A 26,021-nucleotide genomic window follows, 5' to 3' on the forward strand; every position below is an offset into this window, starting at 1 on the left:
CATGTACCCCGTCCGCCCCGAGACCGCGTTGCCGGACTACACCAAGCAGCCGGACGTGCGCACGACCGTCACGATGACCGACGCCCACACGCGCCGCGTCGGCCCGCGCTGGCAGTATCCCCGCCACGACCATCCGTACTTCGAGCTGTGCCTGCTGCTGTCGGGCGAGCAGCAGGTGCGGCTGACCGGCCGCACGCTGGCCCAGCAGGCCGGCGACCTGCTGCTGATCACGCCGTTCGAGGCCCATGCGTCGAGCACGCCCGTCGCGGCGCGCCTGTACTGCGTGCACTTCGACCTCGACGACCTGGAGCTGCGGCGCCTGCTGTGCCGTGCCGGCACGCGCATCTTCGCCGCCGACAGCGCGCTGACGCAGCGGCTGCAGCCGGCGCTGCAGCGCATGCTGGCGCTGGCCGCCGACCATGCGGCGCTTTCGCCGCTGGCGCACCGGCTGGAACTGGGTGCCTCGCTGATGACGCTGTTCGCCGCGCTGACCCGCGGGCTCGAGCAGGAAGAGATCGCCGCCGCCCCGGTGCCGCAGCTGGCGCTGCAGACCGCGGGCCGGCTGGCCGAGCTGATCGAGCGCGAGGTGCAGCGCGGCGGCGCCGAGACCTCGCTCGAGGCGGCGATCCGCCGGCTGGGCTACACGCCGGACCACGGCAACGCGCTGTTCCGGCAGGTCTACGGCATGTCGGCGCGCCAGTACCGCTCGACGCTGAAGCTGCGCCGCGCAAAGCTGCTGCTGATGGACGCGCAGCTCAGCATCGCGGCGGTCGGGGAGCGGCTCGGCTACGCGAGCGGTGCGCACTTCAGCCGGCAGTTCAAGCGCTGGTGCGGCGTGGCGCCGGCCGACTACCGGCGCGACACCGGCGCGGCCGTCGCGCCGAGCCGTCGCTCCATCGTGTAGGCCACGCGGGACAGCCCGAAGCACAGCACGAAGTAGGTGATGGCGAGCGTGGCATACACCTGCACCGGCTTCGTGAACACCTGCGTGTTGATCTGCGTCGTGATGAACGCCACCTCGGTCAGCCCGATGATGTAGCCGAGCGAGGTTTCCTTGATCGTCGAGACGAACTGGTTCACCAGCGACGGCAGCATGTGGCGCAGCGCCTGCGGCAGGATCACGTAGCGCAGCGCGCCGAAGCGGCCGAAGCCGAGCGAGCGCGCCGCCTCCATCTGACCGGTCGGAATGCCGCGCACGCCGGCGCGCACGATCTCGGCGATGTAGACGCCGTCGAACACCACCAGCGCGACCAGCATCGTCGTGAACTGGTCGGTCTTGTGGCCGGTGACGGCGGGCAGGAAGAAGTAGGCCCAGAACACCACCATCAGCAGCGGGATGCCGCGCACGACGAACACCAGCGCCGTCACCGGCCAGCGCAGCGCGCGGTGTTCGCTGATGCGCGCCAGGCCCAGCAGCAGCCCGAGCGGAAACGCCAGCAGCAGCCCGAGCGACGCCAGCAGCAGCGTCAGCGCGAGCCCGCCCAGCGGACCGTTCGGGTACTGGCCGATCAGGAAGTAGAGCCAGTAGGTCTGGATCAGCTCGATCATTGCAAGGTCACCGCGAGCGCACCGGGTAGCGGTGCTGGTACCAGCTCGCGAGGCCGGTGATGGTGAGCGAGATCGTCAGGTAGGCCGCGGTCGCGAATGCGAAGGCCTCGACGCTGCGGAACGTGGCCGACTCGACCTGCGCCGCGCGGTACATCATCTCGGCCACGCCAATCACGGTGGCGATGCTGGTGTTCTTCCAGAGGTTCAGCGTCTGCGAGATCAGCGGCGGGATCGTGACCCGCACCGCCTGCGGCAGGATCACCAGCTGCATGGCCTGCAGGAAGCCCAGCCCGAGCGCGCGGCTCGCCTCCATCTGCCCCGGCGGCACCGCGCGGATGCCGCTGCGGATGTCTTCGGCCATGTAGGCGGCGGTGTAGAGCGTGAGCGCCATCACCGCGCTGATGGCCTCGATGTTGGTGGCGTACAGCCGCTGCTTCAGCGCCTCGGGCAGCATCTCGGGCGCGCCGAAGTACCAGAACAGCATGTGCGCCAGCAGCGGCACGTTGCGGATCGCCTCGACGTAGGAGACGCCGAATGCGCGCAGCAGCCGCGACGGCGACAGCCGCAGCATCGCGACCGCGGTGGCCAGCGGCACCGCCAGCACCAGCGTGACGGCCGTCAGCTGCAGCGACAGCACGAAGCCGGCCACCAGCGCATCGTGGTACTGGCCGGACAGCAGCAGGGAGAAATCGAAAGAAGGCACGGGGCAGCAGACCAACAGCAAAGTGCCCCGCCCCCGTGAAGGGGCGAGGCACCGTTTCAGGTTTCAGTCGAGCTTAACCGTCGATCTTGTCGGAGACAAACTTGAAATCGCGCGACTGGAACTTCAGGCGCGTGTTCGGCCCGTACCACTTCTGGAACAGCTTGTCGGCCTCGCCCGATTTCTCGAGGTCGCGCAGCACGCCGTCGACGACGCCCTTCACGCCGGCCTCGCCCTTGCGGATGCCCAGCGCCAGCGCCTCGGTGCTGATGCTCTGCGGAATGATCAGGTAGTTCTTCGCGGCCGGGCCGAGCTTGCCGAAGTCGTCGATCAGCGAAGCCTCGTCGTTGACGTAGCCGATGCCCTTGCCCTGCTGCAGCGCCAGGAAGGCCTGCTGCGTGGTCTCGAAGGTGACGACGTCGACGGTGGGCACCGCCTTGCGGATGTTCGGCTCCTGCGTGCCGCCCTTGACGGTCAGCACCTTCTTGCCGGCGAGCTGCGACAGCTGCGAGATGCCGCTGTCCTTCTTCACCAGCACCTTCTGGCCGGTCACGAAGGTGGTCAGCGAGAAGTCGATCAGCGCCTCGCGCTCCTTGTTGTGGGTGAGCGAGGCGGCCAGCAGGTCGACGCGGCCTTGCTGCAGCTCGGGGATGCGGGCGGCGACCGCCAGCTGCTTGAACACCGGCTTCACGCCGAGCTTCGCGGCGATCGCGCGGCCGATGTCGACCTCGTAGCCGACCACGTCGCGGGTCTTCGGGTCGACGAAGCTGTTCGGCTCGTCGGTGCCGAGCACGCCGATGACGATCTCGCCCTTCTTCTGGATGTCGGCGAGCTGGTCGGCATGGGCGCCGACCGAGAACACCGCGGCGGCGGCCGCGACCAGCGTGGACAGGAACAGGCGTTTTTGCATGGGGATTCTTTTCAGCATGTGGTTGGAATCAGGGTTCGCAGCCTACCGAACAGCGCTCGATCCGCGAACGACTGAATCCGGATAAGCAAAGGCGTGTCGGTTAGATGCTGCCGATCAGATGCGGGCCAGCGCCCCTTCGAGGTCGGCCCGCTGGTCCGCCAGGTCCTCGATGCCGACGCTCAGCCGCACCAGCGCATCGCCGATGCCGAGCTGCGCGCGCTGCTCGGCCGGGATCGTCGCGTGCGTCATCAGCGCCGGATGCTCGATCAGGCTCTCGACGCCACCCAGGCTCTCCGCCAGCGAGAACACCTCGCAGGCTTCGAGGAAGCGGCGCGCGCCGGCCAGGTCGGTGTCCAGCGTCACCGACAGCATGCCGCCGAAGCCCTGCATCTGGCGCTTCGCGAGCGCATGCTGCGGGTGCGATTCGAGGCCGGGGTAGTGCACGCGCGCGACCTTCGGGTGGCGCTCCAGCCACTGGGCGAGGGCCGAGGCGTTCTCGCCATGCCGCTGCATGCGCAGCGCCAGCGTCTTGACGCCGCGCAGCGTCAGGAAGCTGTCGAACGGCCCGGCGATCGCGCCGACCGCGTTCTGCAGGAAGCCCAGGCGCTCGGCATGGCCGGCGGCTTCGGCACGCTGGCCGACCACCGCGACCCCGCCGATCACGTCGGAGTGGCCGTTCAGGTACTTGGTGCTCGAATGCACCACCACGTCGAAGCCCAGCTCCAGCGGGCGCTGCACGTACGGGCTCGCGAAGGTGTTGTCGGCCACCGCCAGCAGGCCGTGCTCGCGCGCGATGCGGGCGATGGCCTCCAGGTCGGTCAGCTTCAGCATCGGGTTGCTCGGCGTCTCGACCCAGACCATCTTCGTCTCGGGCCGGATCGCGGCGCGCAGTGCCTGCGGGTCGGACAGGTCGACGAAGCTGAACTGGTGGCCCGCGCTGCGCGTGCGCACCTTGTCGAACAGCCGGAAGGTGCCGCCGTACAGGTCGTCGCTCGCGATGATGTGGGCACCGGCGTCCAGCAGCTCCAGCGTGGTCGAGATCGCGGCCAGGCCGGAAGCGAACGCGAACGCCCGCGTGCCGCCTTCGAGGTCGGCGACGCAGCGCTCCAGCGCCCAGCGCGTCGGGTTGTGCGAGCGGCCGTAGTCCAGGCCCTTGTGCACGCCGGGGCTCTGCTGCACGTACGTGGAGGTGGCGTAGATCGGCGGCATGATCGCGCCAGTCGTCGGGTCGGGCGACTGGCCGGCGTGGATCACGCGGGTCGCGAACTGGTGGGTGTCCTTGGAGCTCATCGGCGTGCCTTGCGAAGGTGATTCAAGAGGTCGAAGCGGGTGATCAGGCCGTGGAATGTATCGCCGTCGGCGACGATCGCGACCAGGCCGCGGTCCAGCACCTGGCGCAGCGCGGCGATGCTCGCGCCGGGCCGCAGCGTCTCCAGCGCGGTGCTCATCGCCGAGCTGACGGTGTTGGCGTAGTGCGCCGGGTCGCCGTGCAGCTGCATCAGCACGTCGGACTCGTCGATCACGCCGGCCAGCCGCGGGCCGTCGAGCACCGGCAGCTGCGACACGTCGGCCAGCCGCATGCGCTGGAACGCGGTCAGCAGCGTGTCGTCGGGCGTCACGCTGACGACGCCGCCCTCGTCGGGCCGGCGCGCGACGATGTCGCGCAGGTCGCCGTACTGCGTGCGGGCGAGCAGGCCCTCGTCGATCATCCAGCTGTCGTTGTAGACCTTCGACAGGTAGCGCGTGCCGGTGTCGCAGACGAAGGTGGCGACGCGCAGCGGCTTCGTCTGCGCGCGGCAGAAGCGCAGCGCCGCGGCCAGCAGCGTGCCGGTCGACGAACCGCCCATCAGGCCTTCGGCGCGCAGCAGTTCGCGCGAGGTCGCGAAGCTTTCCTCGTCGGGGATCGAGTACGCATGCTTGATGCCCGACAGGTCGGCGATCGGCGGGATGAAGTCTTCGCCGATGCCCTCCACCGCCCACGAACCGGCCGGGCCGTGCGTGCCGGTCAGCACCTGGTCGGCGAGGATGGAGCCGACCGGGTCGGCGAGCACGAATTCGAGCTTCGGCTGCACGCCGCGGAAGTAGTTCGTCAGGCCGGTCAGCGTGCCCGACGAACCGACGCCGACGGCGATCGCATCGAGGTCCTGGCCGCTCTGCTCCCACAGCTCGGGGCCGGTGCCGCGCTCGTGCGCCAGCGGGTTGTTCGGGTTGTTGAACTGGTCGGCGAAGAACGAGCCGGGGATTTCCTTCGCGAGCCGCGCGGCGTAGTCCTGGTAGTAGGCCGGGTGGCCCTTGCCGACGTCGGAGCGCGTCGTGTGCACCTCGGCGCCGAGCGCCTTCAGGTGCAGCACCTTCTCGGTCGACATCTTGTCGGGCACGACCAGCACCACGCGGTAGCCCTTGGCACGCGCGACCAGCGCGAGGCCGAGGCCGGTGTTGCCGGCGGTCGCCTCGACGACGGTGCCGCCCGGCTCCAGCTTTCCCTCGCGCTCGGCGGCCTCGATCATCGAGACGCCGATGCGGTCCTTGATCGAGCCGCCGGGGTTCTGCGATTCGAGCTTCAGCAGCAGCGTGCACGGGCCGGTGTCGAGGCGCGTGACGCGCACCAGCGGCGTGTTGCCGATCAGGTCGAGCACGGCGGGGTGGTGGGTGGCGTTCATCGGTGGTCTCCTGGAATGGAAGGACGCGCGCCTCGTGAGCACGCGCCTTGGCAGCCTGGATGCTAATCCGGGGTGTGCGCACGAACCCGGATCGGCATCCGGGCTGCGACAGGGGTTATCGCCGGTTCGCGAGTTGCCGCACCACCGCGATGAAGCGGTCCACCTCGTCGCAGGTGTTGTAGAACGCGAGCGACGGCCGCACGGTGGCCTCCAGCCCGAAGCGCCGCAGGATCGGCTGCGCGCAGTGGTGCCCGGTGCGCACCGCGATGCCCTCGCGGTTCAGCGCCTGCCCGACCTGCTCGGTGCTGTAGCCGTCGAGCACGAATGACAGCACGCTCGCCTTGTCGTCCGCCGTGCCGATCAACCGCACGCCGGGGATCGGCTGCAAGGCGTGCGTCGCGTAGCCGAGCAGCGCGTGCTCGTACTGCGCGATCGCGTCGAGCCCGAGCCGCTGAACGTAGTCGATCGCCGCGCCGAGCCCGACCGCATCGGCGATGTTGCCGGTGCCGGCCTCGAAGCGGGTCGGCGCGCCGTGGTACACGGTCTTCTCGAAGCTCACGTCGGCAATCATGTTGCCGCCGCCCTGCCACGGCGGCATGTCCTCCAGGATGGCCTGCTTGCCGTACAGCACGCCGATGCCGGTCGGGCCGAACAGCTTGTGGCCGGAGAACACGAAGAAGTCTGCATCGATCGCGCGCACATCGACCCGCATGTGCGACACCGACTGCGCGCCGTCGACCAGCGCCTTCGCGCCGGCCTGGTGCGCGAGTGCGACGATCTCCTGCACCGGCACCACCGTGCCGAGCGCGTTCGACACCTGCGTCACCGCCACCAGCTTCGTCTTCGGTCCGAGCAGCTTGCGGTATTCGTCCAGCCGCAACTGGCCGCGGTCGTCGACCGGGATCACGCGCAGCACCGCGCCCTTGTCGGTGGCGAGCTGCTGCCACGGCACGATGTTCGCGTGGTGCTCCAGGTGCGAGACGATGATCTCGTCGCCGGCGCCGATGTGCTTCGCGCCCCAGCTCTTGGCCACCAGGTTGATCGCCTCGGTGGTGCCGCGCACGAACACGATCTCGTCGACCGAGGCCGCACCGAGGAAGCGCTGCACCGTCTTGCGCGCGCCTTCGTAGGCATCGGTCGCGCGCGCGGCCAGCTCGTGCGCCGCGCGGTGGATGTTCGAGTTCTCGTGCGCGTAGAAATGGCCGATGCGGTCGATCACCGCCTGCGGCTTCTGCGTGGTCGCGGCGTTGTCGAACCAGACCAGCGGCCGGCCGTTGACGCGCTCCTGCAGGATCGGGAAATCGCGCCGCACCGCGTGGACGTCGAAGGCCGGTTTCACCGGCGCGGCATGCGACGGCTCGCCGAGCGCACGCTGGCCCGGGTGACGTGGCGTCTCCAGGAAGTAGAACGACGGCGAGGCGGGCGCCGCGCCGGCCGCCGAGCTGCCGAAGCGGCCGTCCCACGCGGGGGCCGCGGTGTAGCCCAGGTCGGGCACGCCGTTGCCGGCCGGCGCATGCGGCAGCGACGACGGCCCCTGCGCGGCCAGCGCCGCCGGGTGCTGCGGCGAGCTCGGCAGCAGGTTGCTGCCAGGCACCGCCGCCGCGAGCGGCTGCACGCTCGGCGTGGCCGGGCCGGTGCTGCCCGGCGGCGGCGTGAAGCCAGCCGGGTGCGCGTTGGCCGGCGCCGAGGGCACCGGCGAAGGCGCCGCACCGGGCCAGTTCGCGAAGAGTTCCCCGGCCAGCTTCGCGATGGCGGACGGGTCGAACGCGTCGATCGTGCTCATCACTTGTAGGTGTCGGGATACTCGTGGAACTTGCCGATCTCGACGTCCTCGAGCACGGCCAGCGCGTCCGGCACCTGCACCGCGAGCGAGCAGTACAGCGAGATCAGGTACGACGAGATCGCATTGCGGTTGATGCCCATGAAGCGCACCGACAGCCCCGGGCTCTGTTCGCCGGCGAGGCCCGGCTGGTACAGGCCGACGACGCCCTGGCGCTTCTCGCCGACGCGCAGCAGCAGGATCTTGCTCTTGCCGTCGGCCACCGGCACCTTGTCGGACGGGATCAGCGGGATGCCGCGCCAGGTGATGAACTGCGAGCCGAACAGGCTGACGGTCGGCGGCGGCACGCCGCGGCGGGTGCACTCGCGGCCGAACGCGGCGATCGCCAGCGGGTGCGTCAGGAAGAAGGCCGGCTCCTTCCAGACCTTGCCCAGCAACTCGTCCAGGTCGTCGGGGGTCGGCGCGCCGGTCAGCGGGAACACGCGCTGTTCGTCGGCGACGCTCGCGAGCAGCCCGTAGTCCGGGTTGTTGATCAGCTCGCTCTCCTGCCGCTCCTTGATGGTCTCGATCGTCAGGCGCAGCTGCTCCTTGATCTGGTCGTGCGGGCTGCTGTACAGGTCGGAGATGCGGGTGTGCACGTCCAGCACGGTGCTGACGGCGTTCAGGAAGTACTCGCGCGGCTGCTCGTCGTAGTCGACGAAGGTGCTCGGCAGTTCGCCTTCGTCGCGCTGCGACGAGCAGGCCACCAGCACGTCCTGCGGGTTCTTCACCGTGTTCAGGCGGTAGATGCCGGCCTCGACCGGCACCCACTGCAGCAGGTGCGTCAGCCAGCGCGGCGTCAGCGTCGCGAGCGTCGGGGCGGTCTTGGTCGCGTTGGCAAGTTGCCGGGCGGCGTGGTCGCCAAGGGCCAGCTGTTGCTGGGTGTCAGCCATGGAAAGAACTCCTGAAGAACGGAACGTGGAATGGGAGGGTCTGGAAGGGACCTGGTGCGTGCGAGATCCAGCGAACACCGTGGAGCCGGCTTTGCCGGGCCACCGGTGTTGCCCCCTTGAGGGGAAGGCGCGAAGCGCCTACGGGGGGTGGGGTCATGACGCGCTCATGGCCTGCGGTCCTGTCGCGTGGTGGCCTGCGTCACCTGGCTGCCCGGCGGCACGTCGTCGGTGACCCAGACATTGCCGCCGATGGTCGAGCCGCGACCGATCACGATGCGGCCGAGCAGCGTCGCGCCGGCGTAGATCACCACGTCGTCTTCCACCTGCGGGTGGCGTGCGAGGCCCTTGCGGATCTTGCCGTCGTCGTCGGTGGGAAAGCGCTTCGCGCCCAGCGTCACGGCCTGGTAGACGCGCACCCGCTCGCCGATCACCGCGGTCTCGCCGATCACGACGCCGGTGCCGTGGTCGATGAAGAAGCCGGCGCCGATGGTCGCGCCGGGGTGGATGTCGATGCCGGTGCGGCCGTGCGCCAGCTCGGCGACGATGCGCGCCAGCAGCGGCACGCCCAGCCCGTACAGCCGGTGCGCGACGCGGTGGTGGATCATCGCGTCGATGCCGGGGTAGCACAGCAGCACCTCGTCGACGCTGCGCGCCGCCGGGTCGCCGTGGAAGGCGGCCAGCACGTCGCTGTCGAGCAGGCCGCGGATCGCAGGCAGCGACGCGGCGAAGCGGCGCACCAGGTCGTCGGCGTCGACCTCGTGCCGGCCGGCATGGCGCAGCTCGAGCTTCACCTGCGCGCACAGTGCATGCAGCAGCGTGTCGAGCGTGTGGCCGATGTACCAGTCCTCGCTGTCCTGCCGCAGGTCCGGCGGGCCGAGCCGCATCGGGAACAGCACGCCGCGCAGCGATTCGACGATGCCTTGCAGCGCCTCGCGCGACGGCAGCTCGCGCCCGCCCGGTTCGCGCTGGCGCTGTTGCGATTCGCGCCAGCGGGTGCGCGCGGCGCGCAGGCCGGCGACAACCTCGGCCACGTCGAAGGCGGATGCCGACATCGTCAATCCTGGAGCCACGGCAGGCCGTGGAAGCGCCAACCGTCGGCATGGCCGCGCTGGCCCTGCGCGTTCAGCTCGCCCTCGAAACCTTCGCTGACGTTGAAGGCCTGCAGGAAGCCGGCCTTGGTGGCCGCGTCGGCCGCTGCGGCCGAGCGCTTGCCGCTGCGGCACAGCAGCAGCACGACGGCCGGCTTGGCGACCTTGGCTTCGAGCTCGCGCACGAAGCGCGGGTTGCGCGTCAGGCTGGTGCCGGTGGCCCACGGCACGTGCACGCTCTCGGCGACGTGGCCGACGAACTTGCGCTCTTCGGCGGTGCGCACGTCGACCAGCACGGCCTGGCCGTTGCGCGTCAGCGCCCAGGCGTCGACCGGCGACAGGCTGCCGGCGAACGGCAGCTTGTCGTCGCGGGCGCGCTGGCGGGCTTCTTCGAGCACGGTGGGGCGGGGGAATTCTGCGAGGACTGCGGACATCGGCGGTCTCCTTCGTCGATCAATGTCGGATGAAGGCTATCGCCACCAATCGCGGCGGCGAACGAAGAAAAGTGCGCTTGGTTATTCGCTGGCAATGCAGCCGGCATGAGCACATCCGAAAAGCTTCGTTCGGTTCGGCGGTGCTGCGCCGTACCGTGCAGGTCTTGCAGTCACCGAGGAGGAGAACCATGACAAGTACCCGTCGCGCATCCATCGCCCAGGCCCTGGCCATCGCACTCGGCCTGTTCGCCACCGCGGGCTCGGCGGTCGCCCAGGTCCGCATCGCCTACCAGACGGTCGTTGAGCCCGCCAAGGTCGCGCAGGCCGACGGCCTGTACGAGAAGGCCACCGGCCAGGCCATCGAATGGCGCAAGTTCGAGAGCGGTGCCGAGGTGATCACCGCGGTGGCATCGGGCGACATCCAGATCGGCTACGTCGGCTCCAGCCCGCTGGCCGCCGCGGCCAGCCGCGAGCTGCCGATCGAGACCATCCTGGTCGCCGCCGAGATCGGCAGCGCCGAGGCGCTGGTGGTGCGCAACGGCTCGGGGATCGCAAAGCCGGCCGACCTGGTCGGCAAGAAGATCGCGGTGCCCTTCGTGTCGACCACGCACTACAGCCTGCTGGCTGCGCTGAAGCACTGGGGCCTCGATGCGAAGAAGGTGAACATCGTCAACCTGCGCCCGACCGAGATCACCGCGGCCTGGCAGCGCGGCGACATCGACGCCGCCTATGTGTGGGATCCGGCGCTCGGCAAGATCAAGGAGAACGGCAAGCTGCTGACCAGCTCGGCTGAGGTGGCGACCTGGGGCGCACCGACCTTCGACGCCTGGATCGTGCGCCGCGACTTCGCGCAGAAGAACCCGGCGTTCGTCGCGCAGTTCGTGCGCATCACCGGCGAGGCGTATGCGGCCTACCGCAAGGACGCGAAGGCCTTCGTCGCGAACGCGGCGAACGTCGACAAGATCGTCAAGCTGACCGGCGCCAATGCCGCCGACGTGCCCGAGCTGCTGGCCGGCTCGAAGTTCCCGACGCTGGCGGAACAGGCTTCGCCGGCCTTGCTGGGCGGGGGCACGGTGAAGGCGCTGACCGACACCGCGAAGTTCCTGAAGGAGCAGGGCAAGGTCGACAAGGTGCTGGCCGACTACGGCAGCTATGTGAGCGTGAAGCACGTGCAGGCGGCGGCAAAGGCCGCGGGCCAGGCCGTCGCGACCGCACGCTGAAACACACGATCAAAGACACGAAGGAGTTCACGCCGTGGTCGAACTGCAGGCGGTCACTGTAGGGTACCGGGGTGCTGCAGGCTCGGCCACGGCTGTGAACACCCCGGTGCTGGATGGCATCTCGTGGCAGGTGCCGCAAGGCGCGCTGGCGGTGCTGCTGGGGCCGTCGGGCTGCGGCAAGTCCAGCTTGTTGAACGTCATCGCCGGGTTCGTCACGCCCAGCGGCGGGCGGGCGTCGGTCTCGGGCCGCCCGATCACCGGGCCCGGCGCGGACCGCGGTGTCGTGTTCCAGGACGATGCGCTGCTGCCGTGGCTCGACGTGCTGAACAACGTCGCCCTGCCCTTGCGCCTGCGCGGTGGGGGCCGCGCCGCGCGCGAGGACAGGGCGCGCGGGCTGCTCGCGCTGGTCGGGCTGGCGGGCTTCGAGTCGCGGCCGGTGTGGGAGCTGTCGGGCGGCATGCGCCAGCGCGTCGGCATCGCCCGTGCGCTGGCCGCCGACCCCGAGGTGCTGCTGATGGACGAGCCGTTCGGCGCGCTCGATGCGCTGACGCGCGAGCGCATGCAGGAGCTGCTGCTGAAGGTGTGGCAGGCCACCGGCAAGACCATCGTGCTGGTGACGCACGGCGTCGAGGAGGCGGTGTTCCTCGCGACCGACCTGGTCGTGCTGTCGCGCCGGCCGGCGCGCATCGTCGAGCACCGCGCGCTGGACTTCGGCCGGCGCCATGCGCAGGGCGAGGCGGCGCGGGCGATCAAGTCGCTGCCAGGCTTCGTCGCGGTGCGCGAGCAGGTGCTGGGCGCGGTGTTCGCGCAGGACGAAGCGGTGCACTGAGCTGACCATGGATGCGATCTCTCCGATGACCGTTCGCGTGCTGACGCAGCCCGCCGGGCTCGACGAATCCGCGAAGCGGCCGGCCGCGCTCGAAGCCAGGGCCACGCTGTGGTCGCGGCCGGTCGTGGTCAGCCTGCTCAGCGTGCTGGTGCTGCTCGCGGTGTGGCAGGTGGTGACGTCGGCGCGCTGGATCGAGCCGCTGTTCCTGCCACCGCCCGCGGCGGTGTGGGAGAAGTTCCTGCGCGTTGCCGGCGAGGGTTACCTCGATGCCACGCTGTGGCAGCACGCCGGCGCGAGCCTGGCGCGCGTCGCGCTCGCGCTCGGCATCGCGGCGCTGACGGCGATCCCGCTCGGACTGTGGATGGGCTTGTCGCCCACCGCGCGCGGCGTGTTCGACCCGCTGATCGAGTTCTACCGGCCGGTGCCGCCGCTGGCCTACCTGCCGTTGATCGTGATCTGGTTCGGCATCGGCGAGTTGTCGAAGGTGCTGCTGATCACGCTCGCGATCTTCGCGCCGCTGGCGATCGCGACGTCGACCGGCGTGCGCCAGGTCGACGAGGGACGGCTGCGCGCCGCGCAGTCGTTCGGTGCGACCCGCTGGCAATTGCTGCGGCATGTGGTGCTGCCGAGCGCACTGCCCGAGATCCTGACCGGCCTGCGCGTCGGGCTGGGCGTCGGCTGGTCGACGCTGGTGGCGGCCGAGCTGGTCGCCGCGACGCGCGGCCTCGGCTTCATGGTGCAGTCGGCCGCGCAGTTCCTGGCCACCGACATCGTGCTGCTGGGCATCTTCACGATCGCGCTGATCGCGTTCGGGCTGGAGCTCGGGCTGCGCGCGCTGCAGCGGCGGTGGGTGCCGTGGCAGGGGCGCGGCTGATGGCGGCGGGCTTGCGGGTCGCGCCGCTCGGCCCGGCGATCGGCGCGCTGGTGTCCGGCATCGACCTGCGCGAGCCGCTCGGCGACGCCGCGCACGACAAGCTGCTGGGCGCACTGCTGCGCCACCACGTGCTGTTCTTCGAGAACCAGCCGGTCACGCCGCCGCAGCAGCGCGGCTGCTGCCGCCGTCGGGCGGCGACACGCTGTGGGCGAGCGGCATCGCAGCCTTCGAGAGCCTGTCGGCGCCACTGCGGCGTATGCTCGACGGCCTGACGGCCGAGCACGACATGGTGAAGTCCTTTCCCGCACACCGCTTCGCCCGCACGCCCGACGAGCGCGTGCGCTGGGACGAGGCGCGCGCGAAGAACCCGCCGGTGATCCACCCGGTGATCCGCACGCACCCGGTCAGCGGGCTGCGCGGGCTGTTCGTCAACGAGGGCTTCACGACCCGCATCGTCGAGCTGGCCGCGAAGGAGAGCGACGCGCTGCTGCGGCTGCTGTTCGAGCACGTCGCGAAGCCGGAGCACACGGTGCGCTGGCGCTGGAAGCTGCACGACCTGGCCTTTTGGGACAACCGGCTGACGCAGCACTACGCGAGCGCCGACTACCTGCCGCACCGCCGCGTGATGCACCGGGCAACGGTGCTGGGCGACCGACCTTTCTGAGGTGCCGATGGCGCTGTCGCTGCAACAGCACGTGCCGGTGATCGACCTGGCGGCGCCGGAGCCGGAGGTCGCGCGTCGCATCGGCGAGGCGTGCCGCGCGCATGGCTTCTTCTACGTCGTCGGCCATGGTGTCGACGAGGCGCTGATGGATCGCCTGGAGGACCTGAGCCGGCGCTTCTTCGCGCTCGACGAGCCGACCAAGCTGCAATGGCGCATGGCGCTCGGCGGCAGGGCGTGGCGCGGCTACTTCCCTCTTGGCGGCGAGCTGACCTCGGGCCGGCCGGACTGGAAGGAGGGGCTGTACCTCGGCGAGGAACTCGGCGACGACGATCCGCGCGTGCAGGCGCGCACGCCGGTGCATGGGCGCAACCTGTTTCCCGCGCACGCGACGCTGGCCGGCTTCCAGGAGACCTTGCTGGCAACGATGAGCGCACTGACCGGCCTCGGCCACCGCGTGATGCGCGGCATCGCGCAGAGCCTCGCGCTGCCGCCCGGCTACTTCGCCGAGCGTTGCACCGCCGACCCGCTGATCCTGTTCCGGCTGTTCAACTACCCGACGCGCCCGGTGCCGGCCGGCACCGACGCGCAGTGGGGTGTCGGCGAGCACACCGACTACGGGCTGCTGACGCTGCTGCGCCAGGACGATGTCGGCGGGCTGCAGGTCAAGACCCGCGCGGGCTGGATCGAGGCACCGCCGCTGCCGCACAGCTTCGTCTGCAACATCGGCGACATGCTCGACCGCATGACGGGCGGGCTGTACCGCTCGACGCCGCACCGCGTGCGGCTCAACACCTCCGGACGCGACCGGCTGTCGTTCCCGTTCTTCTTCGATCCGGCTTTCGATGCGCGGGTCCAACCCATCGAGGGCTTGCCGGAGGCCGGCGACGACAGCGCGACACGCTGGGACCGTGCGAACCCGCATGCGTTCGACGGCACCTATGGCGACTACCTGCTTCGCAAGGTGGGGAAGGTGTTTCCGCAGCTGCGGGATCAGGTGTTGTGACGCGGCGCGACCCCGTGGCTGGCAGGCTCCGTTCAGGCTGAGCCTGTCGAAGCCCCTGCCCGCTCCGACGGCAACCCTTCGACGGACGGGCCTTCGGCAAGCTCAGTCCCTGCTCAGGGCGATCGGAATCCAGAACTCTCGGCATCGTTGGGAGTTTGGGATGTCGTCAGGTATGCGCTGACCCGATAAGCAAAACCACTTTCATTCGTTGGCGTTCGATGCACCGGTCCCTATCGTGGCGGCTCGTTGTCATCACCGGGCTTCACCCCGCCCGACCCGCCATGAAGATCGTCAGCATTTCCGGCAGTCCCTCGCTCCGATCCCGCTCGGGATGGCTGCTCCAGCTTGCACAGACGCGCCTGGAGGGCACGGGCGACAGCAGCCGCCTGATCGCGGTGCGCGAACTGCCCGCCGCGCCGCTGCTGCACGCCGATGCGCACAACGCGTCGATCCGCGCGGCGCTCGACGAAGTGCGCGGTGCCGACCTGCTGCTCGTCGCGACCCCCATCTACAAGGCCGCGTACAGCGGCCTGCTGAAGCTGTTCCTCGACCTGCTGCCCACCGACGGCCTGCGCGGCAAGACCGTGCTGCCGCTGGCCACCGGCGGCAGCCTCGCCCACCTGCTGGCGCTCGACTACGCGCTGAAGCCGGTGCTGTCGGCGCTCGGCGCGCGCGACATCCTCGACGGCGTGTTCGCCACCGATGCGCAACTGGTGCCGCACGAATCCGGCGGCTACGTCCCCGATGACGCGCTCGTCGAACGCCTCGACCGCGCACTGCAACCCTTGTCTCCTCGCCCGCTTGCCATGAACGCCGGGTGATTCGGCACCCCGGCGCCGCATCGGGCCGGGGTGTCTTTTTCCTTCTTCGTTGTCCACTCCGGAAGTAACCACCATGAAGCTGCGAATCGTTTCGCCGTTCTCGACGCGCCTCGGCCTCGTGCTGGGCCTGGCCCTCGGCCTCGCGGCGGGTCCGGCCCTCGCGCAGACCCGCAGCGAGCTGCGCATCGGCTACCAGAAGTACGGCACGCTGACGATCCTGAAGGCGCGCGGCGACCTGGAGAAACGCCTCGCCCCGCAGGGCGTCGACGTCAAGTGGACCGAGTTCCCGGCCGGCCCGCAGCTGCTCGAAGGCCTGAACGTCGGCTCGATCGATTTCGGCACCGTCGGCGAAGCGCCGCCGATCTTCGCGCAGGCGGCCGGTGCCGACCTGGTCTACGTCGCGAACCAGCCGCCGGCACCGGCCGGCGAAGCCATCGTGGTCGGCAAGGATTCGCCGATCCGCTCGGTCGCCGAGCTGAAGGGAAAGAAGGTCGCGCTGAACAAGGGCTCCAACGTCCACTACCTGCTGGTGAAGGCGCTCGAGAAAGCCGGCGTCAAGTACGGCGAGATCCAGACCGTGTTCCTCGCGCCGGCCGATGCGCGCGCCGCGTTCGAACGCGGCAGCGTCGACGCCTGAGTGATCTGGGATCCGTTCCTCGCCGCGGCCGAGAAGCAGCTCGGCGCGCGCGTGCTCGCCGACGGCAAGGGGCTGGTCGCGAACCACCAGTTCTACCTCGCGTCGCGGCCCTATGCCGACAAGCAGCCGCAGGTGATCCGCGCGATCGTCGAGGAACTCGCCAGGCTCGACCGCTGCGCCGAGGGCAACAGCCGCGAGGTGGCGGCTTTCCTGGCGCCGCAGATCGGGCTCGACGTCGGCGTGGCCGAGGTTGCCGCCGGCCGTTTCGCCTACGGCATCGTGCCGATCACGCCGGCGGTGGCCGCGCAGCAGCAGAAGATCGCCGATGCCTTCTTCGAGCTGAAGCTGATCCCGAAGGCGATCCGCATTTCCGACGCGCTGCCGACGTCGCTGAAGACCGCGAGCACGCCATGAGCTTGACGCGACGCGACCTGCTGCAGGCGAGCCTCGGGGCGGCCGCGGTGTCGCTGCCCCGGTTCGCGCGTGCCGCCGAATCGGCACCCGCGCAGCTGCGCATCGGCTTCCAGAAGGCGGCCGTCAACCTGGTCGTGCTGAAGCAGCAGGCCGCGCTCGAGAAGCGCTTCGCCGGCAGCAGCGTCAAGTGGATCGAGTTCCCGGCCGGGCCGCAGCTGCTGGAGGCGCTGGCCGTCGGCAGCCTGGAGTTCGGCCTGACCGGCGACACGCCGCCGGTGTTCGCGCAGGCCGCCGGCAAGGACCTGCGCTACGTCGGCGCCGAGCCGCCGAAGCCGCTGTCGTCGGCCATCCTGGTGAAGCCCGACGCGCCGCTGAAGACGCTGGCCGACCTGAAGGGCCGCAAGGTCGCGCTGCAGAAGGGCTCGAGCGCGCACTACCTGCTGGTGCGCGCAGTCGACCGCGCCGGGCTGCAGTGGTCCGACATCCAGCCGACGTACCTCGCGCCGTCCGACGCGCGGGCCGCGTTCGAGCGCGGCAGCGTCGACGCGTGGGCGATCTGGGATCCGTACTACGCCGCCGTCGAGCTCGACCTGAAACCGCGCGTGCTCGCCAACGGCCGCGACCTGTCGAGCAACAACTCGTTCTACCTCGCATCGCGCGCGCTCACCGAGCAGCACCCGCAGGCGGTGCTGGCGCTGCTCGCCGAGCTGACGCGGGCCGATGCCTGGGTGCAGGCCAACCGCAAGGAGGCGGCGCAGCTGATCGCCGACTACAGCGGCCTGAGCCTCGCGACGGTGCACCTGTTCATCTCGCGCCGCCCGGTCTCGCCGGCGGCGCCGCTGACGCCGGCGATCGTCGCCGACCAGCAGCGCGTGGCCGACGCGTTCGCGCGGCTCGGGCTGATCCCGCAGGCGGTACGCGTCGCCGACATCGCCTGGTCTCCCACTTCGAAGTCCCTATGAAGATCCTCTGGTTCATCCCCACCCACGGCGATTCGCGCTACCTCGGCACCAGCAAGGGCGCGCGTGCCGCGACCTTCGACTATTTCAAGCAGGTCGCGATCGCCGCCGACAGCCTCGGCTACGAAGGCGTGCTGCTGCCGACCGGCCGCTCCTGCGAAGACTCGTGGGTGCTCGCCGCAAGCCTGATCGACGCGACGCGCCGGCTCAAGTTCCTGGTCGCGCTGCGGCCAGGGCTGGTGCAGCCGGTGCAGTCGGCGCGCATGGCCGCCACCTTCGACCGGCTGTCGGGTGGCCGCCTGCTGGTCAACCTGGTGACCGGCGGCGACGCCGAAGAGCTGGAAGGCGACGGGCTGTTCCTGCCGCATGCGCAGCGCTACGAGCTGTCGCGCGAGTTCCTGACGATCTGGCGCGACGTGCTCGCGAAGAGCCACGACAACGAAGCGGTCGACCACGACGGCGAGCACCTGCGCGTGAAGGGCGGCAAGGTGCTGTACCCGCCGATCAACAAGCCGTACCCGCCGATCTTCTTCGGCGGCTCGTCGGAAGAGGCGCACGAGCTGGCCGCGCAGCAGCTGGACACCTACCTGACCTGGGGCGAGCCGCCGGCGGCCGTCGCGGCGAAGGTGGCCGACATCCGCCAGCGTGCCGCGAAGCACGGTCGCACGCTGGAGTTCGGCATCCGCCTGCACGTGATCGTGCGCGAGACCGAAGACGAGGCCTGGCGTGCCGCGGCCGAGCTGGTGTCCCACCTCGATGAAGAAACCGTCGCGCGCGCGCAGCAGAAGTTCGCGCAGATGGATTCGGTCGGCCAGCGCCGCATGGCCGAACTGAACAAGGGCAAGTTCAACCCGAAGAACGTGCGCGAGGGGCTGGAGGTGTCGCCGAACCTGTGGGCCGGCGTCGGCCTGGTGCGCGGCGGGGCCGGCACCGCGCTGGTGGGCGACCCGCAGCAGGTGGCCGACCGCATCCAGGAGTACGCGGCGCTCGGGCTGGAGTACTTCATCCTCAGCGGCTACCCGCACCTCGAAGAAGCGCACCGCTTCGCCGAGCTGGTGTTCCCGCTGCTGCCGGTCAACCTGCGCGAGCGGTTGGCGGGCCAGGTGCTGACCGGCCCGTTCGGCGAGGTGGTGGCCAACACCTACGTGCCGAAGGTTTCCCAGAGCTGAGCACCATGTCATCGACATCCAGATCGCCGTCCAGACCGACCTTCCATGCCGCATGGCGGCGCATCGCACCCTGGCTGCTGCCGGTCGGCGTGCTGCTCGCGTGGGAGCTGTCGTCGCGCAGCGGCTGGCTGTCGTCGCGGGTGCTGCCGGAGCCGCTGGCCGTCGTGAAGGCCTTCTGGTCGCTGCTGCTGTCCGGCGAGATGGCGCGGCATGTGACCACCAGCACCGGGCGCGCGCTGGCCGGCTTTGCAGTCGGCGGCGGCCTCGGCATCGCGCTCGGGCTGCTGACCGGCTCGTTGCGCTCGGCCGAGACGCTGCTCGACACCACGCTGCAGATGGTGCGCAACATCCCGACGCTGGCGCTGATCCCGCTGGTGATCCTGTGGTTCGGCATCGAGGAATCGGCCAAGCTGTTTCTGGTGTCGCTCGGCGTGTTCTTCCCGCTGTACCTGAACACCTTCCACGGCATCCGCTCGGTCGACAAGGGGCTGATCGAGATGGCGCGCAGCTACGGGCTGTCGGGCTGGTCGCTGTACCGGCACGTGATCCTGCCGGGCGCGCTGCCGTCGATCCTGGTCGGCGTGCGCTTCTCGCTCGGCTTCATGTGGGTGATCCTGATCGTCGCCGAAACCATCTCGGCGCAGGCCGGCATCGGCTACATGACGATGAATGCCCGCGAGTTCCTGCAGACCGACGTGGTGCTGGTCGGCATCCTGTTGTATGCGCTGCTCGGCAAGCTGGCCGACCTGCTGGCCAAGGCACTGGAGCGCTGGTGGCTCCGGTGGCACCCGTCGTACCAGGCGGCGGGCTGATCGATGTTCAGGAGGATGTCTTCCATGCTGCCGACGCAGATCGAATTGCAGGGGCTCGCGTTTGCGGGCGATGCGGCGCCGCCGCCGGCCGTGGCGACGCCGCGGCGCAGCCTGCCGGCGGGCATCGCGCTGCAGGCCGACGGGCTGTCGAAGCGCTTCGGCGAGCGCGAGGTGCTGGGCGCGATCGACCTGCGCATCGAGCCCGGCGAGTTCGTCGCGATCGTCGGCCGCAGCGGCTGCGGCAAGAGCACGCTGCTGCGCCTGATCGCCGGGCTGGAGCAGGCCAGCGGCGGCCGCCTGACGCTCGATGGCGAACCGCTCGCGCAGTCGAAGCGCGACCTGCGCTTCATGTTCCAGGATGCGCGGCTGCTGCCGTGGAAGCGCGTCATCGACAACATCGCACTCGGCCTCGACGCGGCCGATGCGCGCGAGCGCGCGCTGGCGGCGCTGGCCCAAGTCGGGCTGGCCGATCGCGCGAACGACTGGCCGGCGGTGCTGTCGGGCGGGCAGCGGCAGCGGGTCGCGCTGGCGCGCGCGCTGGTGCATGCGCCACGGCTGCTGCTGCTCGACGAACCACTCGGGGCGCTCGATGCGTTGACGCGCATCGAGATGCAGTCGCTGATCGAATCGCTGTGGAAGCGGCACGGCTTCACCGCGCTGCTGGTGACGCACGATGTGTCCGAAGCGGTCGCGCTGGCCGACCGGGTGCTGCTGATCGAGGACCACCAGGTGGCGCTGGACGAGCGCATCGCGCTGCCGCGGCCCCGCTCGCGCGGCAATGCGGCGTTCGCGGCGCTCGAGGAGCGGGTGCTGCAACGGGTGCTGCAGGCGCCGGGCAGCGAAGCGCCCGAGCCGCTGCCGCCCATCACCGACTGGCGCTTCTCCGTGTAGCCCGCTTGCCGGGCGGGAAAGGGGCCGGCACGTCCGGGATGGGCATCCAGGCCACAAGCCGATCCGACTCTTGGCACACTGGCGGCCATGTCCGCCTCCGAGCCCCTTCTCATCGCCTGCCTCTGCGCCGCCTGGTGCGGCACCTGCCGCGAGTACGAGCCGCTGTTCGACAGCCTGCGCGTCGAGCACCCCGATGCGCAATTCGCCTGGGTCGACATCGAGGACAACGACGAGGTGCTCGGCCCGATCGATGTCGAGAACTTCCCGACCCTGCTGATCGCCCGCGGCGACACGCCGCTGTTCTTCGGCACCGTGCTGCCGCATGTGCAGACGCTGGCCCGCCTGGTCCAGAGTGCCGCCGAGGGCAACCTCCCGGGCGTGCGCGAAATGGGCCTCGAAGGCATGCCGGCCCGGATCCGCGCCCTCCGGTCTCATGACGTTTGAATCAGAAAACGCATAAGAACGGAAGTTTTGATTCGTTTCTCGTGTCAGGCCGGCTGCCTACCATTCGCATCCTCCCCGCGGCTTCGTGCCGCCCACCAGGACGATTTCATGACGACGGCCCGCTCTCTTCGCCACGTGGTTCGCCACGCGCTGCTCTCCCTCGCGCTTGCCGCCACCGCGGGCGTCGCGCTCGCGAAGGACATCACGCTGCTCAACGTGTCCTACGACCCGACCCGCGAGCTCTACCAGGAATACAACGTCGCCTTCAGCAAGTACTGGAAGGCCAAGACCGGTGACAACGTGACGATCAAGGCCTCGCACGGCGGCTCGGGCAAGCAGGCCCGCTCGGTGATCGACGGCATCGACGCCGACGTCGTCACGCTGGCCCTGGCGTATGACATCGACGAGATCGCCCAACGCGCCAAGCTGCTGCCCACCGACTGGCAGAAGCGCCTGCAGCACAACAGCACGCCGTACAGCTCCACCTACATCTTCCTGGTGCGCAAGGGCAACCCGAAGGGCATCAGGAACTGGGACGACCTCATCAAGCCCGGCGTGTCGGTGATCACCGCGAACCCGAAGACCTCGGGCGGTGCGCGCTGGGGCTACCTGGCCGCGTACGGCTTCGAGCTGAAGCGCAACGGCGGCAACGACGCGAAGGCCCGCGAGTTCATCGCCAAGGTCTACAAGAACGTGCCGGTGCTCGATTCGGGCGCGCGCGGCGCCACCGTGACCTTCGCCGAGCGCGGCATCGGCGACGTGCTGCTGGCCTGGGAGAACGAGGCCTACCTGTCGCTGAAGGAGTTCGGCGCCGACAAGTTCGACGTCGTCTACCCGCCGACCAGCATCCTGGCCGAGCCGCCGGTGTCGGTGGTCGACAAGGTGGTCGACAAGCGCGGCACCCGCGAGGCTGCCCAGGGCTACCTCGAATACCTCTACACGCCCGAGGGCCAGGAGATCGCGGCGCGCAACTTCTACCGCCCGATCGATCCCAAGGTCGCCGCCAAGTACGAGAAGCAGTTCCCGAAGCTGAACCTGTTCACGATCGACGAGGTGTTCGGCGGCTGGACCAAGGCGCAGAAGACCCACTTCGCCGACGGCGGGGTGTTCGACCAGATTTACTCGAAGTAAATTGGCAGGAATATGCGCAAGTAAGCGCAGGCTTCATTGTCCAGCGGCAGGCGCCTCGGTGCCCTGCCGCTGCATCGCTTGTGCGAAAAACTCATAAGGATTCGCCGATTGAGTCGTTCGCCGTCGCGATGTCCGTCCGTAACATCGGCGCTCCCCTTTGCCCGGGCCGCGTCGTTGGCGGCTGAACCACCATGTCCACCCGCCTCCTGGCTGCGCGCCGCGCCCTCCTGTTGTCCTGCGTCGGCGCTGCCGCGCTGCTCGCGTTCTCGCCCGCCCGTGCGGCCGGGCCGACGCTGCTGAACGTCAGCTACGACGTCGCGCGCGAGTTCTTCAAGGACATCAACCCGGCGTTCCAGAAGTCGTGGAAGGCAACGACCGGCGAAGACGTCGCGATCAACCAGTCGCACGGCGGCTCCAGCAAGCAGGCCCGCGCGGTGCTCGACGGGCTCGAGGCCGACGTCGTGACGATGAACCAGTCGAGCGACATCGACGTGCTGGCCACCCGCGGCAAGCTGCTGCCGGAAGACTGGGCGAAGCGCCTGCCGAACAACGCGGCACCGACCACTTCGCTCACCGTGATCCTGGTGCGCAAGGGCAACCCGAAGGGCATCAAGGACTGGGGCGACCTGGCCCGGCCCGGCGTCAGCGTCGTGATCCCGAACCCGAAGATCACCGGCAACGGCCGCTACAGCTACGTGGCCGCGTGGGGCTCGGTGATCAAGGCCGGCGGCACGCCTGCGCAGGCCCGCGAGCTGGTGCAGAAGATCTTCGCGAACGTGCCGGTGTTCGACGGCGGCGGCCGCGCGGCGACCACCACCTTCGCGCAGCGCAACATCGGCGACGCGCTCGCGACCTTCGAATCCGAAGTGAACCTGATCAAGGAAGAGTTCGGCGACAACTTCGAGGTGGTCTACCCGAAGTCGACGATCCTGGCCGAGAACCCGGTCGCGGTGGTCGAGAAGGTGGCCGACAAGAAGGGCACCCGCAAGCAGGCCGAGGCCTACCTGAAGTTCCTGTGGACCGATGAGGCGCAGGAGATCGCCGCGAAGCACCAGCTGCGCCCGCGCAGCGCAGCCATCCTCGCGAAGTACGCGAAGGACTTCCCGAAGGTCAACACCTTCACGATCGACGAGGTCTTCGGCGGCTGGACCAAGGCGCAGAAGGAGCATTTCGACGACGGCGCGATCTACGACCAGATCCTCGCCGCCGCGAAGAAGTAAGCAGCGCCCGTGCTCTTCACCCGCACCCTGCTGAAGCGGCACAGCGTGCTGCCGGGCTTCGACCTGGCGCTCGGCTTCACGCTGCTGTACCTGAGCTTCATCGTGCTGCTGCCGCTGTCGGCCGCGTTCCTGAAGACGGCCACGATGACCTGGCCAGCGTTCTGGGACGCCGTCACCGCGCCGCGCGTGCTCGCGTCGTACCGGCTCACCTTCGGCGCGTCGTTCGCCGCCGCGCTGATGAACTCGGTGTTCGGGCTCGTCGTCGCGTGGGTGCTGGTGCGCTACGAATTCCCGGCCAAGCGGCTGGTCGATGCGCTGGTCGACCTGCCGTTCGCGCTGCCGACCGCGGTGGCCGGCATTGCGCTGACGGCGCTGTACGCGCAGAACGGCTGGATCGGCCGCTTCCTGCCGTTCAAGGTGAGCTTCACGCCGGTCGGCGTGTTCGTGGCCCTCACCTTCATCGGCCTGCCCTTCGTCGTGCGCACGCTGCAGCCGGTGCTGGAAGACCTGCACAAGGAGATCGAGGAGGCCGCGGCCACGCTCGGCGCGTCGCGGCTGCAGACCTTCACGAAGGTGATCTTCCCGATCATCTCGCCGGCGCTGCTGACCGGTTTCGCGCTGGCGTTCGCACGGGCGCTCGGTGAATACGGCTCGGTGATCTTCATCGCCGGCAACATGCCGCTGATCAGCGAGATCACGCCGCTGCTGATCATCACGAAGCTGGAGCAGTACGACTACACCGGCGCCACCGCGATCGCGGTCGTGATGCTGGTCAGCGCGTTCGCGATGCTGCTGGCGATCAACGGGCTGCAGGCCTGGACGCGCGCAAGGCAGGGACGATGAGAAATGACAACCCCTCGGTCGCCGAGTACGCCGACCGATCCCCCGAGGGGATGCGGGCCGGCTTGGGGCGGCCCGGCGCTCGGCCCGCGCTCGCTCCGAAGGCGCTGCAGTCGGCCACCACCGAACCCGCGTGGGTCAAGTGGACGCTGATCGGCGTCGCGCTCGCGTTCCTGACGCTGTTCCTGTTCGTGCCGCTGGCCATCGTGTTCGCCGAGGCGTTCAAGAAGGGCGTCGGCGTCTACTTCGCGGCCATCACCGACCCCGATGCGCTGTCGGCGATCAAGCTGACGCTGATCGCCGCCGGCATCTCGGTGCCGATGAACCTGGTCTTCGGCATCGCCGCCGCCTGGTGCATCGCGAAGTTCGAGTTCCGCGGCAAGAACGTGCTGCTGACGCTGATCGACCTGCCGTTCTCGGTCAGCCCGGTGATCTCGGGCCTGATCTACGTGCTGCTCTTCGGGCTGCAGGGCTGGTGGGGCGAGTGGCTGCGCGACCACGACCTGAAGGTGATCTTCGCCGTGCCGGGCATCGTGCTCGCGACGGTGTTCGTCACCTTCCCGTTCGTCGCGCGCGAGCTGATCCCGCTGATGCAGGCGCAGGGCACCGAGCAGGAAGAAGCGGCCCGCGTGCTGGGCGCCAACGGCTGGCAGATCTTCCGGCGCATCACGCTGCCGAACGTCAAGTGGGCGCTGCTGTACGGCGTGATCCTGTGCAATGCGCGGGCGATGGGCGAGTTCGGCGCGGTCAGCGTCGTGTCGGGCCACATCCGCGGACAGACCAACACGATGCCGCTGCACATCGAGATCCTCTACAACGAATACCAGTTCGCGGCGGCGTTCGCGGTGGCCTCGCTGCTGGCCGGGCTCGCGCTCGTCACGCTGGTGTTGAAGTACCTGGTCGAGCGCCGCGTGCGCGCGCAGAAGAAGTCGGCCGAAGGCCGGTCGGAATGAGGTTTCCAGAATGAGCATCGAAGTCCGCAACCTGAAGAAGAGCTTCGGCAAGACCGTCGTCTGCGACAACCTGAACCTGGACATCCCGGCCGGCGAGCTGGTCGCGCTGCTCGGGCCGTCGGGCTCGGGCAAGACCTCGCTGCTGCGCATCATCGCCGGGCTGGAAGTGCCCGACAGCGGCACCGTGCTGTTCCACGGCGAGGACGCGACGAACACCGACGTGCGCGAGCGCCAGGTCGGCTTCGTGTTCCAGCACTACGCGCTGTTCGGCCACATGACGATCTTCGAGAACGTCGCGTTCGGGCTGCGCGTGCGGCCCAAGGCCACGCGGCCGAGCGATGCGGCGATCAAGGCCAAGGTGACCGACCTCTTGAAGCTGGTGCAGCTCGACTGGATCGCCGACCGCTACCCGCACCAGCTCTCCGGCGGCCAGCGCCAGCGCATCGCGTTGGCGCGTGCGCTCGCGGTGGAGCCGAAGGTGCTGCTGCTGGACGAACCGTTCGGCGCGCTCGACGCCAAGGTGCGCAAGGAACTGCGCCGCTGGCTGCGCCGGCTGCATGACGAGATGCACGTGACCAGCGTGTTCGTCACGCACGACCAGGAAGAGGCGATGGAAGTCGCCGACCGCATCGTCGTGATGAACCAGGGCCGCATCGAGCAGGACGGCCCGCCCGACGAGGTGTACGACCACCCGGCGAGCCCGTTCGTGCTGCAGTTCCTCGGCGACGTGAACCTGTTCCATGGGCGCTTCGGGCGCAGCGGTGCGGGCACGGCGTCGGAGGAGGTGAGCTATGTGCGCCCGCACGAGCTGCAGATCCTCGGCACGGCCGAGGACGGCACGCTGGCGGTGACGCTGTCGCAGGCGCTGACGGTCGGGCCGAACACGCGGCTGGAGTTCAAGCGGGACGACGATGGCAGCTATGTGGATGTGGAACTGCCGCGTTCGGAGTACCAGGGGCTGCGCGAGCGGCTGCAGCTGACGACCGGCTCGAAGGTGCACCTGAGGCCGCGGCGCGTGCAGCGCTTCGCGAGCGACGAGCTGCCGGATCCGGCGGCGATGATCTGAGGGTTGCGCCGGGCTTCGACAG

The 26,021-nt window shown here is 69.6% G+C and carries 27 protein-coding genes and 1 pseudogene; 19 read left to right on the forward strand and 9 right to left on the reverse strand.

Features of this window, described 5'->3' with window-relative positions; genetic code table 11:
* The first annotated feature begins 1 nt into the window (after position 1).
* On the forward strand, positions 2-904 hold the full coding sequence (locus ASC98_RS00405; protein WP_056802876.1) for an AraC family transcriptional regulator: 903 nt from the start codon (positions 2-4) through the stop codon (positions 902-904).
* Here the strand turns inward: ASC98_RS00405 and ASC98_RS00410 are convergent.
* The 9 genes from ASC98_RS00410 to ASC98_RS00450 all read right to left on the reverse strand — a co-directional run bounded on the left by ASC98_RS00410 (position 850) and on the right by ASC98_RS00450 (position 10,052).
* The gene (locus ASC98_RS00410; RefSeq protein WP_056802879.1) at positions 850-1,548 is read right to left on the reverse strand and encodes an amino acid ABC transporter permease; all 699 of its coding nucleotides are present in this window, start codon (positions 1,546-1,548) and stop codon (positions 850-852) included. The genes ASC98_RS00405 and ASC98_RS00410 overlap by 55 nt on opposite strands.
* Before the next feature lie 7 nt (positions 1,549-1,555).
* The gene (locus ASC98_RS00415; protein ID WP_056804666.1) at positions 1,556-2,251 is read right to left on the reverse strand and encodes an amino acid ABC transporter permease; all 696 of its coding nucleotides are present in this window, start codon (positions 2,249-2,251) and stop codon (positions 1,556-1,558) included.
* Between the two features lie 73 nt (positions 2,252-2,324).
* Positions 2,325-3,158, reverse strand: coding sequence for an ABC transporter substrate-binding protein (locus ASC98_RS00420; protein WP_056802882.1), 834 nt, complete (start codon positions 3,156-3,158; stop codon positions 2,325-2,327).
* 114 nt (positions 3,159-3,272) lie between these two features.
* Positions 3,273-4,448, reverse strand: a complete 1,176-nt coding sequence (locus ASC98_RS00425; protein ID WP_056802885.1) for a PLP-dependent aspartate aminotransferase family protein — start codon at positions 4,446-4,448, stop codon at positions 3,273-3,275.
* Positions 4,445-5,818 carry a pyridoxal-phosphate dependent enzyme gene (locus ASC98_RS00430; protein ID WP_056802888.1) on the reverse strand — a complete coding sequence of 458 codons (1,374 nt, stop codon included), beginning with the start codon at positions 5,816-5,818 and terminating at the stop codon, positions 4,445-4,447. Before ASC98_RS00430 ends, ASC98_RS00425 begins: the two co-directional genes overlap by 4 nt.
* A 115-nt stretch (positions 5,819-5,933) precedes the next feature.
* The gene (locus ASC98_RS00435) at positions 5,934-7,601 is read right to left on the reverse strand and encodes a family 2A encapsulin nanocompartment cargo protein cysteine desulfurase (protein ID WP_056802894.1); all 1,668 of its coding nucleotides are present in this window, start codon (positions 7,599-7,601) and stop codon (positions 5,934-5,936) included.
* On the reverse strand, positions 7,601-8,530 hold the full coding sequence (locus ASC98_RS00440) for a family 2A encapsulin nanocompartment shell protein (protein WP_056802897.1): 930 nt from the start codon (positions 8,528-8,530) through the stop codon (positions 7,601-7,603). Before ASC98_RS00440 ends, ASC98_RS00435 begins: the two co-directional genes overlap by 1 nt.
* A 164-nt stretch (positions 8,531-8,694) precedes the next feature.
* Positions 8,695-9,582, reverse strand: a complete 888-nt coding sequence (gene epsC / locus ASC98_RS00445) for a serine O-acetyltransferase EpsC (RefSeq protein ID WP_056802900.1) — start codon at positions 9,580-9,582, stop codon at positions 8,695-8,697.
* A gap of 2 nt (positions 9,583-9,584) precedes the next feature.
* A complete protein-coding gene (locus tag ASC98_RS00450) occupies positions 9,585-10,052 on the reverse strand; it encodes a rhodanese-like domain-containing protein (protein WP_056802902.1) in 468 nt (155 codons plus the stop codon).
* Positions 10,053-10,240: 188 nt separating this feature from the next.
* Between ASC98_RS00450 and tauA the strand changes: the two genes are divergently transcribed.
* The 18 genes and pseudogenes from tauA to ASC98_RS00535 all read left to right on the forward strand — a co-directional run bounded on the left by tauA (position 10,241) and on the right by ASC98_RS00535 (position 25,999).
* Positions 10,241-11,272, forward strand: a complete 1,032-nt coding sequence (gene tauA / locus ASC98_RS00455; protein WP_056802904.1) for a taurine ABC transporter substrate-binding protein — start codon at positions 10,241-10,243, stop codon at positions 11,270-11,272.
* Between the two features lie 34 nt (positions 11,273-11,306).
* Positions 11,307-12,101, forward strand: coding sequence for a taurine ABC transporter ATP-binding protein (locus ASC98_RS00460; RefSeq protein ID WP_056802907.1), 795 nt, complete (start codon positions 11,307-11,309; stop codon positions 12,099-12,101).
* Between the two features lies 1 nt (position 12,102).
* Positions 12,103-12,975 carry a taurine ABC transporter permease TauC gene (tauC, locus tag ASC98_RS00465; protein ID WP_369820435.1) on the forward strand — a complete coding sequence of 291 codons (873 nt, stop codon included), beginning with the start codon at positions 12,103-12,105 and terminating at the stop codon, positions 12,973-12,975.
* Complete coding sequence (locus ASC98_RS32220) at positions 12,975-13,247, forward strand: TauD/TfdA family dioxygenase (protein WP_369820432.1); 273 nt, start codon at positions 12,975-12,977, stop codon at positions 13,245-13,247. The genes tauC and ASC98_RS32220 overlap by 1 nt, the downstream gene beginning before the upstream one ends.
* Positions 13,193-13,639, forward strand: a complete 447-nt coding sequence (locus ASC98_RS00470) for a TauD/TfdA family dioxygenase (RefSeq protein ID WP_369820436.1) — start codon at positions 13,193-13,195, stop codon at positions 13,637-13,639. The genes ASC98_RS32220 and ASC98_RS00470 overlap by 55 nt, the downstream gene beginning before the upstream one ends.
* A gap of 7 nt (positions 13,640-13,646) precedes the next feature.
* Positions 13,647-14,642, forward strand: a complete 996-nt coding sequence (locus tag ASC98_RS00475) for an isopenicillin N synthase family oxygenase (protein WP_056802912.1) — start codon at positions 13,647-13,649, stop codon at positions 14,640-14,642.
* A gap of 281 nt (positions 14,643-14,923) precedes the next feature.
* Entirely contained in the window at positions 14,924-15,463 is a 540-nt protein-coding gene (gene ssuE / locus ASC98_RS00480) for an NADPH-dependent FMN reductase (RefSeq protein WP_056802915.1), read from the forward strand.
* A gap of 73 nt (positions 15,464-15,536) precedes the next feature.
* Positions 15,537-16,514, forward strand: a pseudogene (locus tag ASC98_RS00485) (sulfonate ABC transporter substrate-binding protein).
* Positions 16,511-17,476, forward strand: a complete 966-nt coding sequence (locus tag ASC98_RS00490) for a sulfonate ABC transporter substrate-binding protein (RefSeq protein WP_056802921.1) — start codon at positions 16,511-16,513, stop codon at positions 17,474-17,476. Before ASC98_RS00485 ends, ASC98_RS00490 begins: the two are co-directional and overlap by 4 nt.
* Positions 17,473-18,642: an FMNH2-dependent alkanesulfonate monooxygenase gene (gene ssuD / locus ASC98_RS00495; RefSeq protein WP_056802924.1), complete on the forward strand. Its 1,170-nt coding sequence runs from the start codon at positions 17,473-17,475 to the stop codon at positions 18,640-18,642. The genes ASC98_RS00490 and ssuD overlap by 4 nt, the downstream gene beginning before the upstream one ends.
* Before the next feature lie 5 nt (positions 18,643-18,647).
* Positions 18,648-19,454, forward strand: coding sequence for an aliphatic sulfonate ABC transporter permease SsuC (ssuC, locus tag ASC98_RS00500; protein ID WP_056802927.1), 807 nt, complete (start codon positions 18,648-18,650; stop codon positions 19,452-19,454).
* Between the two features lie 24 nt (positions 19,455-19,478).
* The gene (locus ASC98_RS00505; RefSeq protein WP_082541772.1) at positions 19,479-20,345 is read left to right on the forward strand and encodes an ATP-binding cassette domain-containing protein; all 867 of its coding nucleotides are present in this window, start codon (positions 19,479-19,481) and stop codon (positions 20,343-20,345) included.
* 87 nt (positions 20,346-20,432) lie between these two features.
* Entirely contained in the window at positions 20,433-20,789 is a 357-nt protein-coding gene (locus tag ASC98_RS00510; protein WP_056802929.1) for a thioredoxin family protein, read from the forward strand.
* A 108-nt stretch (positions 20,790-20,897) separates the two neighbouring features.
* A complete protein-coding gene (locus tag ASC98_RS00515; protein ID WP_056802932.1) occupies positions 20,898-21,920 on the forward strand; it encodes a sulfate ABC transporter substrate-binding protein in 1,023 nt (340 codons plus the stop codon).
* A 191-nt stretch (positions 21,921-22,111) separates the two neighbouring features.
* Positions 22,112-23,140: a sulfate ABC transporter substrate-binding protein gene (locus ASC98_RS00520; RefSeq protein WP_056802934.1), complete on the forward strand. Its 1,029-nt coding sequence runs from the start codon at positions 22,112-22,114 to the stop codon at positions 23,138-23,140.
* A gap of 9 nt (positions 23,141-23,149) precedes the next feature.
* The gene (gene cysT, locus ASC98_RS00525; RefSeq protein ID WP_056802938.1) at positions 23,150-23,983 is read left to right on the forward strand and encodes a sulfate ABC transporter permease subunit CysT; all 834 of its coding nucleotides are present in this window, start codon (positions 23,150-23,152) and stop codon (positions 23,981-23,983) included.
* Entirely contained in the window at positions 23,980-24,933 is a 954-nt protein-coding gene (gene cysW / locus ASC98_RS00530; protein ID WP_082541773.1) for a sulfate ABC transporter permease subunit CysW, read from the forward strand. The genes cysT and cysW overlap by 4 nt, the downstream gene beginning before the upstream one ends.
* A gap of 10 nt (positions 24,934-24,943) precedes the next feature.
* Entirely contained in the window at positions 24,944-25,999 is a 1,056-nt protein-coding gene (locus ASC98_RS00535; protein ID WP_056802942.1) for a sulfate/molybdate ABC transporter ATP-binding protein, read from the forward strand.
* The last annotated feature ends 22 nt before the right edge of the window (positions 26,000-26,021 follow it).

It is taken from the genome of Rhizobacter sp. Root1238 (assembly GCF_001425825.1).
Lineage (GTDB): Bacteria > Pseudomonadota > Gammaproteobacteria > Burkholderiales > Burkholderiaceae_C > Rhizobacter.

Bases quoted from the DNA above. Each gene is read 5' to 3' on its own strand.
- ASC98_RS00440 (WP_056802897.1), bottom strand. From the start codon at position 8,530: ATGGCTGACACCCAGCAACAGCTGGCCCTTGGCGACCACGCCGCCCGG.
- cysW (WP_082541773.1), top strand. From the start codon at position 23,980: ATGAGAAATGACAACCCCTCGGTCGCCGAGTACGCCGACCGATCCCCC.
- ASC98_RS00410 (WP_056802879.1), bottom strand. From the start codon at position 1,548: ATGATCGAGCTGATCCAGACCTACTGGCTCTACTTCCTGATCGGCCAG.
- ASC98_RS00450 (WP_056802902.1), bottom strand. From the start codon at position 10,052: ATGTCCGCAGTCCTCGCAGAATTCCCCCGCCCCACCGTGCTCGAAGAA.
- ASC98_RS00405 (WP_056802876.1), top strand. From the start codon at position 2: ATGTACCCCGTCCGCCCCGAGACCGCGTTGCCGGACTACACCAAGCAG.
- ASC98_RS00425 (WP_056802885.1), bottom strand. From the start codon at position 4,448: ATGAGCTCCAAGGACACCCACCAGTTCGCGACCCGCGTGATCCACGCC.
- ASC98_RS00475 (WP_056802912.1), top strand. From the start codon at position 13,647: ATGGCGCTGTCGCTGCAACAGCACGTGCCGGTGATCGACCTGGCGGCG.
- ASC98_RS00535 (WP_056802942.1), top strand. From the start codon at position 24,944: ATGAGCATCGAAGTCCGCAACCTGAAGAAGAGCTTCGGCAAGACCGTC.
- ASC98_RS00435 (WP_056802894.1), bottom strand. From the start codon at position 7,601: ATGAGCACGATCGACGCGTTCGACCCGTCCGCCATCGCGAAGCTGGCC.
- tauA (WP_056802904.1), top strand. From the start codon at position 10,241: ATGACAAGTACCCGTCGCGCATCCATCGCCCAGGCCCTGGCCATCGCA.
- ASC98_RS00520 (WP_056802934.1), top strand. From the start codon at position 22,112: ATGTCCACCCGCCTCCTGGCTGCGCGCCGCGCCCTCCTGTTGTCCTGC.
- ssuD (WP_056802924.1), top strand. From the start codon at position 17,473: ATGAAGATCCTCTGGTTCATCCCCACCCACGGCGATTCGCGCTACCTC.
- ASC98_RS32220 (WP_369820432.1), top strand. From the start codon at position 12,975: ATGGCGGCGGGCTTGCGGGTCGCGCCGCTCGGCCCGGCGATCGGCGCG.
- ASC98_RS00510 (WP_056802929.1), top strand. From the start codon at position 20,433: ATGTCCGCCTCCGAGCCCCTTCTCATCGCCTGCCTCTGCGCCGCCTGG.
- epsC (WP_056802900.1), bottom strand. From the start codon at position 9,582: ATGTCGGCATCCGCCTTCGACGTGGCCGAGGTTGTCGCCGGCCTGCGC.
- ASC98_RS00420 (WP_056802882.1), bottom strand. From the start codon at position 3,158: ATGCAAAAACGCCTGTTCCTGTCCACGCTGGTCGCGGCCGCCGCCGCG.
- ASC98_RS00490 (WP_056802921.1), top strand. From the start codon at position 16,511: ATGAGCTTGACGCGACGCGACCTGCTGCAGGCGAGCCTCGGGGCGGCC.
- ssuC (WP_056802927.1), top strand. From the start codon at position 18,648: ATGTCATCGACATCCAGATCGCCGTCCAGACCGACCTTCCATGCCGCA.
- ASC98_RS00430 (WP_056802888.1), bottom strand. From the start codon at position 5,818: ATGAACGCCACCCACCACCCCGCCGTGCTCGACCTGATCGGCAACACG.
- ssuE (WP_056802915.1), top strand. From the start codon at position 14,924: ATGAAGATCGTCAGCATTTCCGGCAGTCCCTCGCTCCGATCCCGCTCG.
- ASC98_RS00505 (WP_082541772.1), top strand. From the start codon at position 19,479: ATGCTGCCGACGCAGATCGAATTGCAGGGGCTCGCGTTTGCGGGCGAT.
- ASC98_RS00515 (WP_056802932.1), top strand. From the start codon at position 20,898: ATGACGACGGCCCGCTCTCTTCGCCACGTGGTTCGCCACGCGCTGCTC.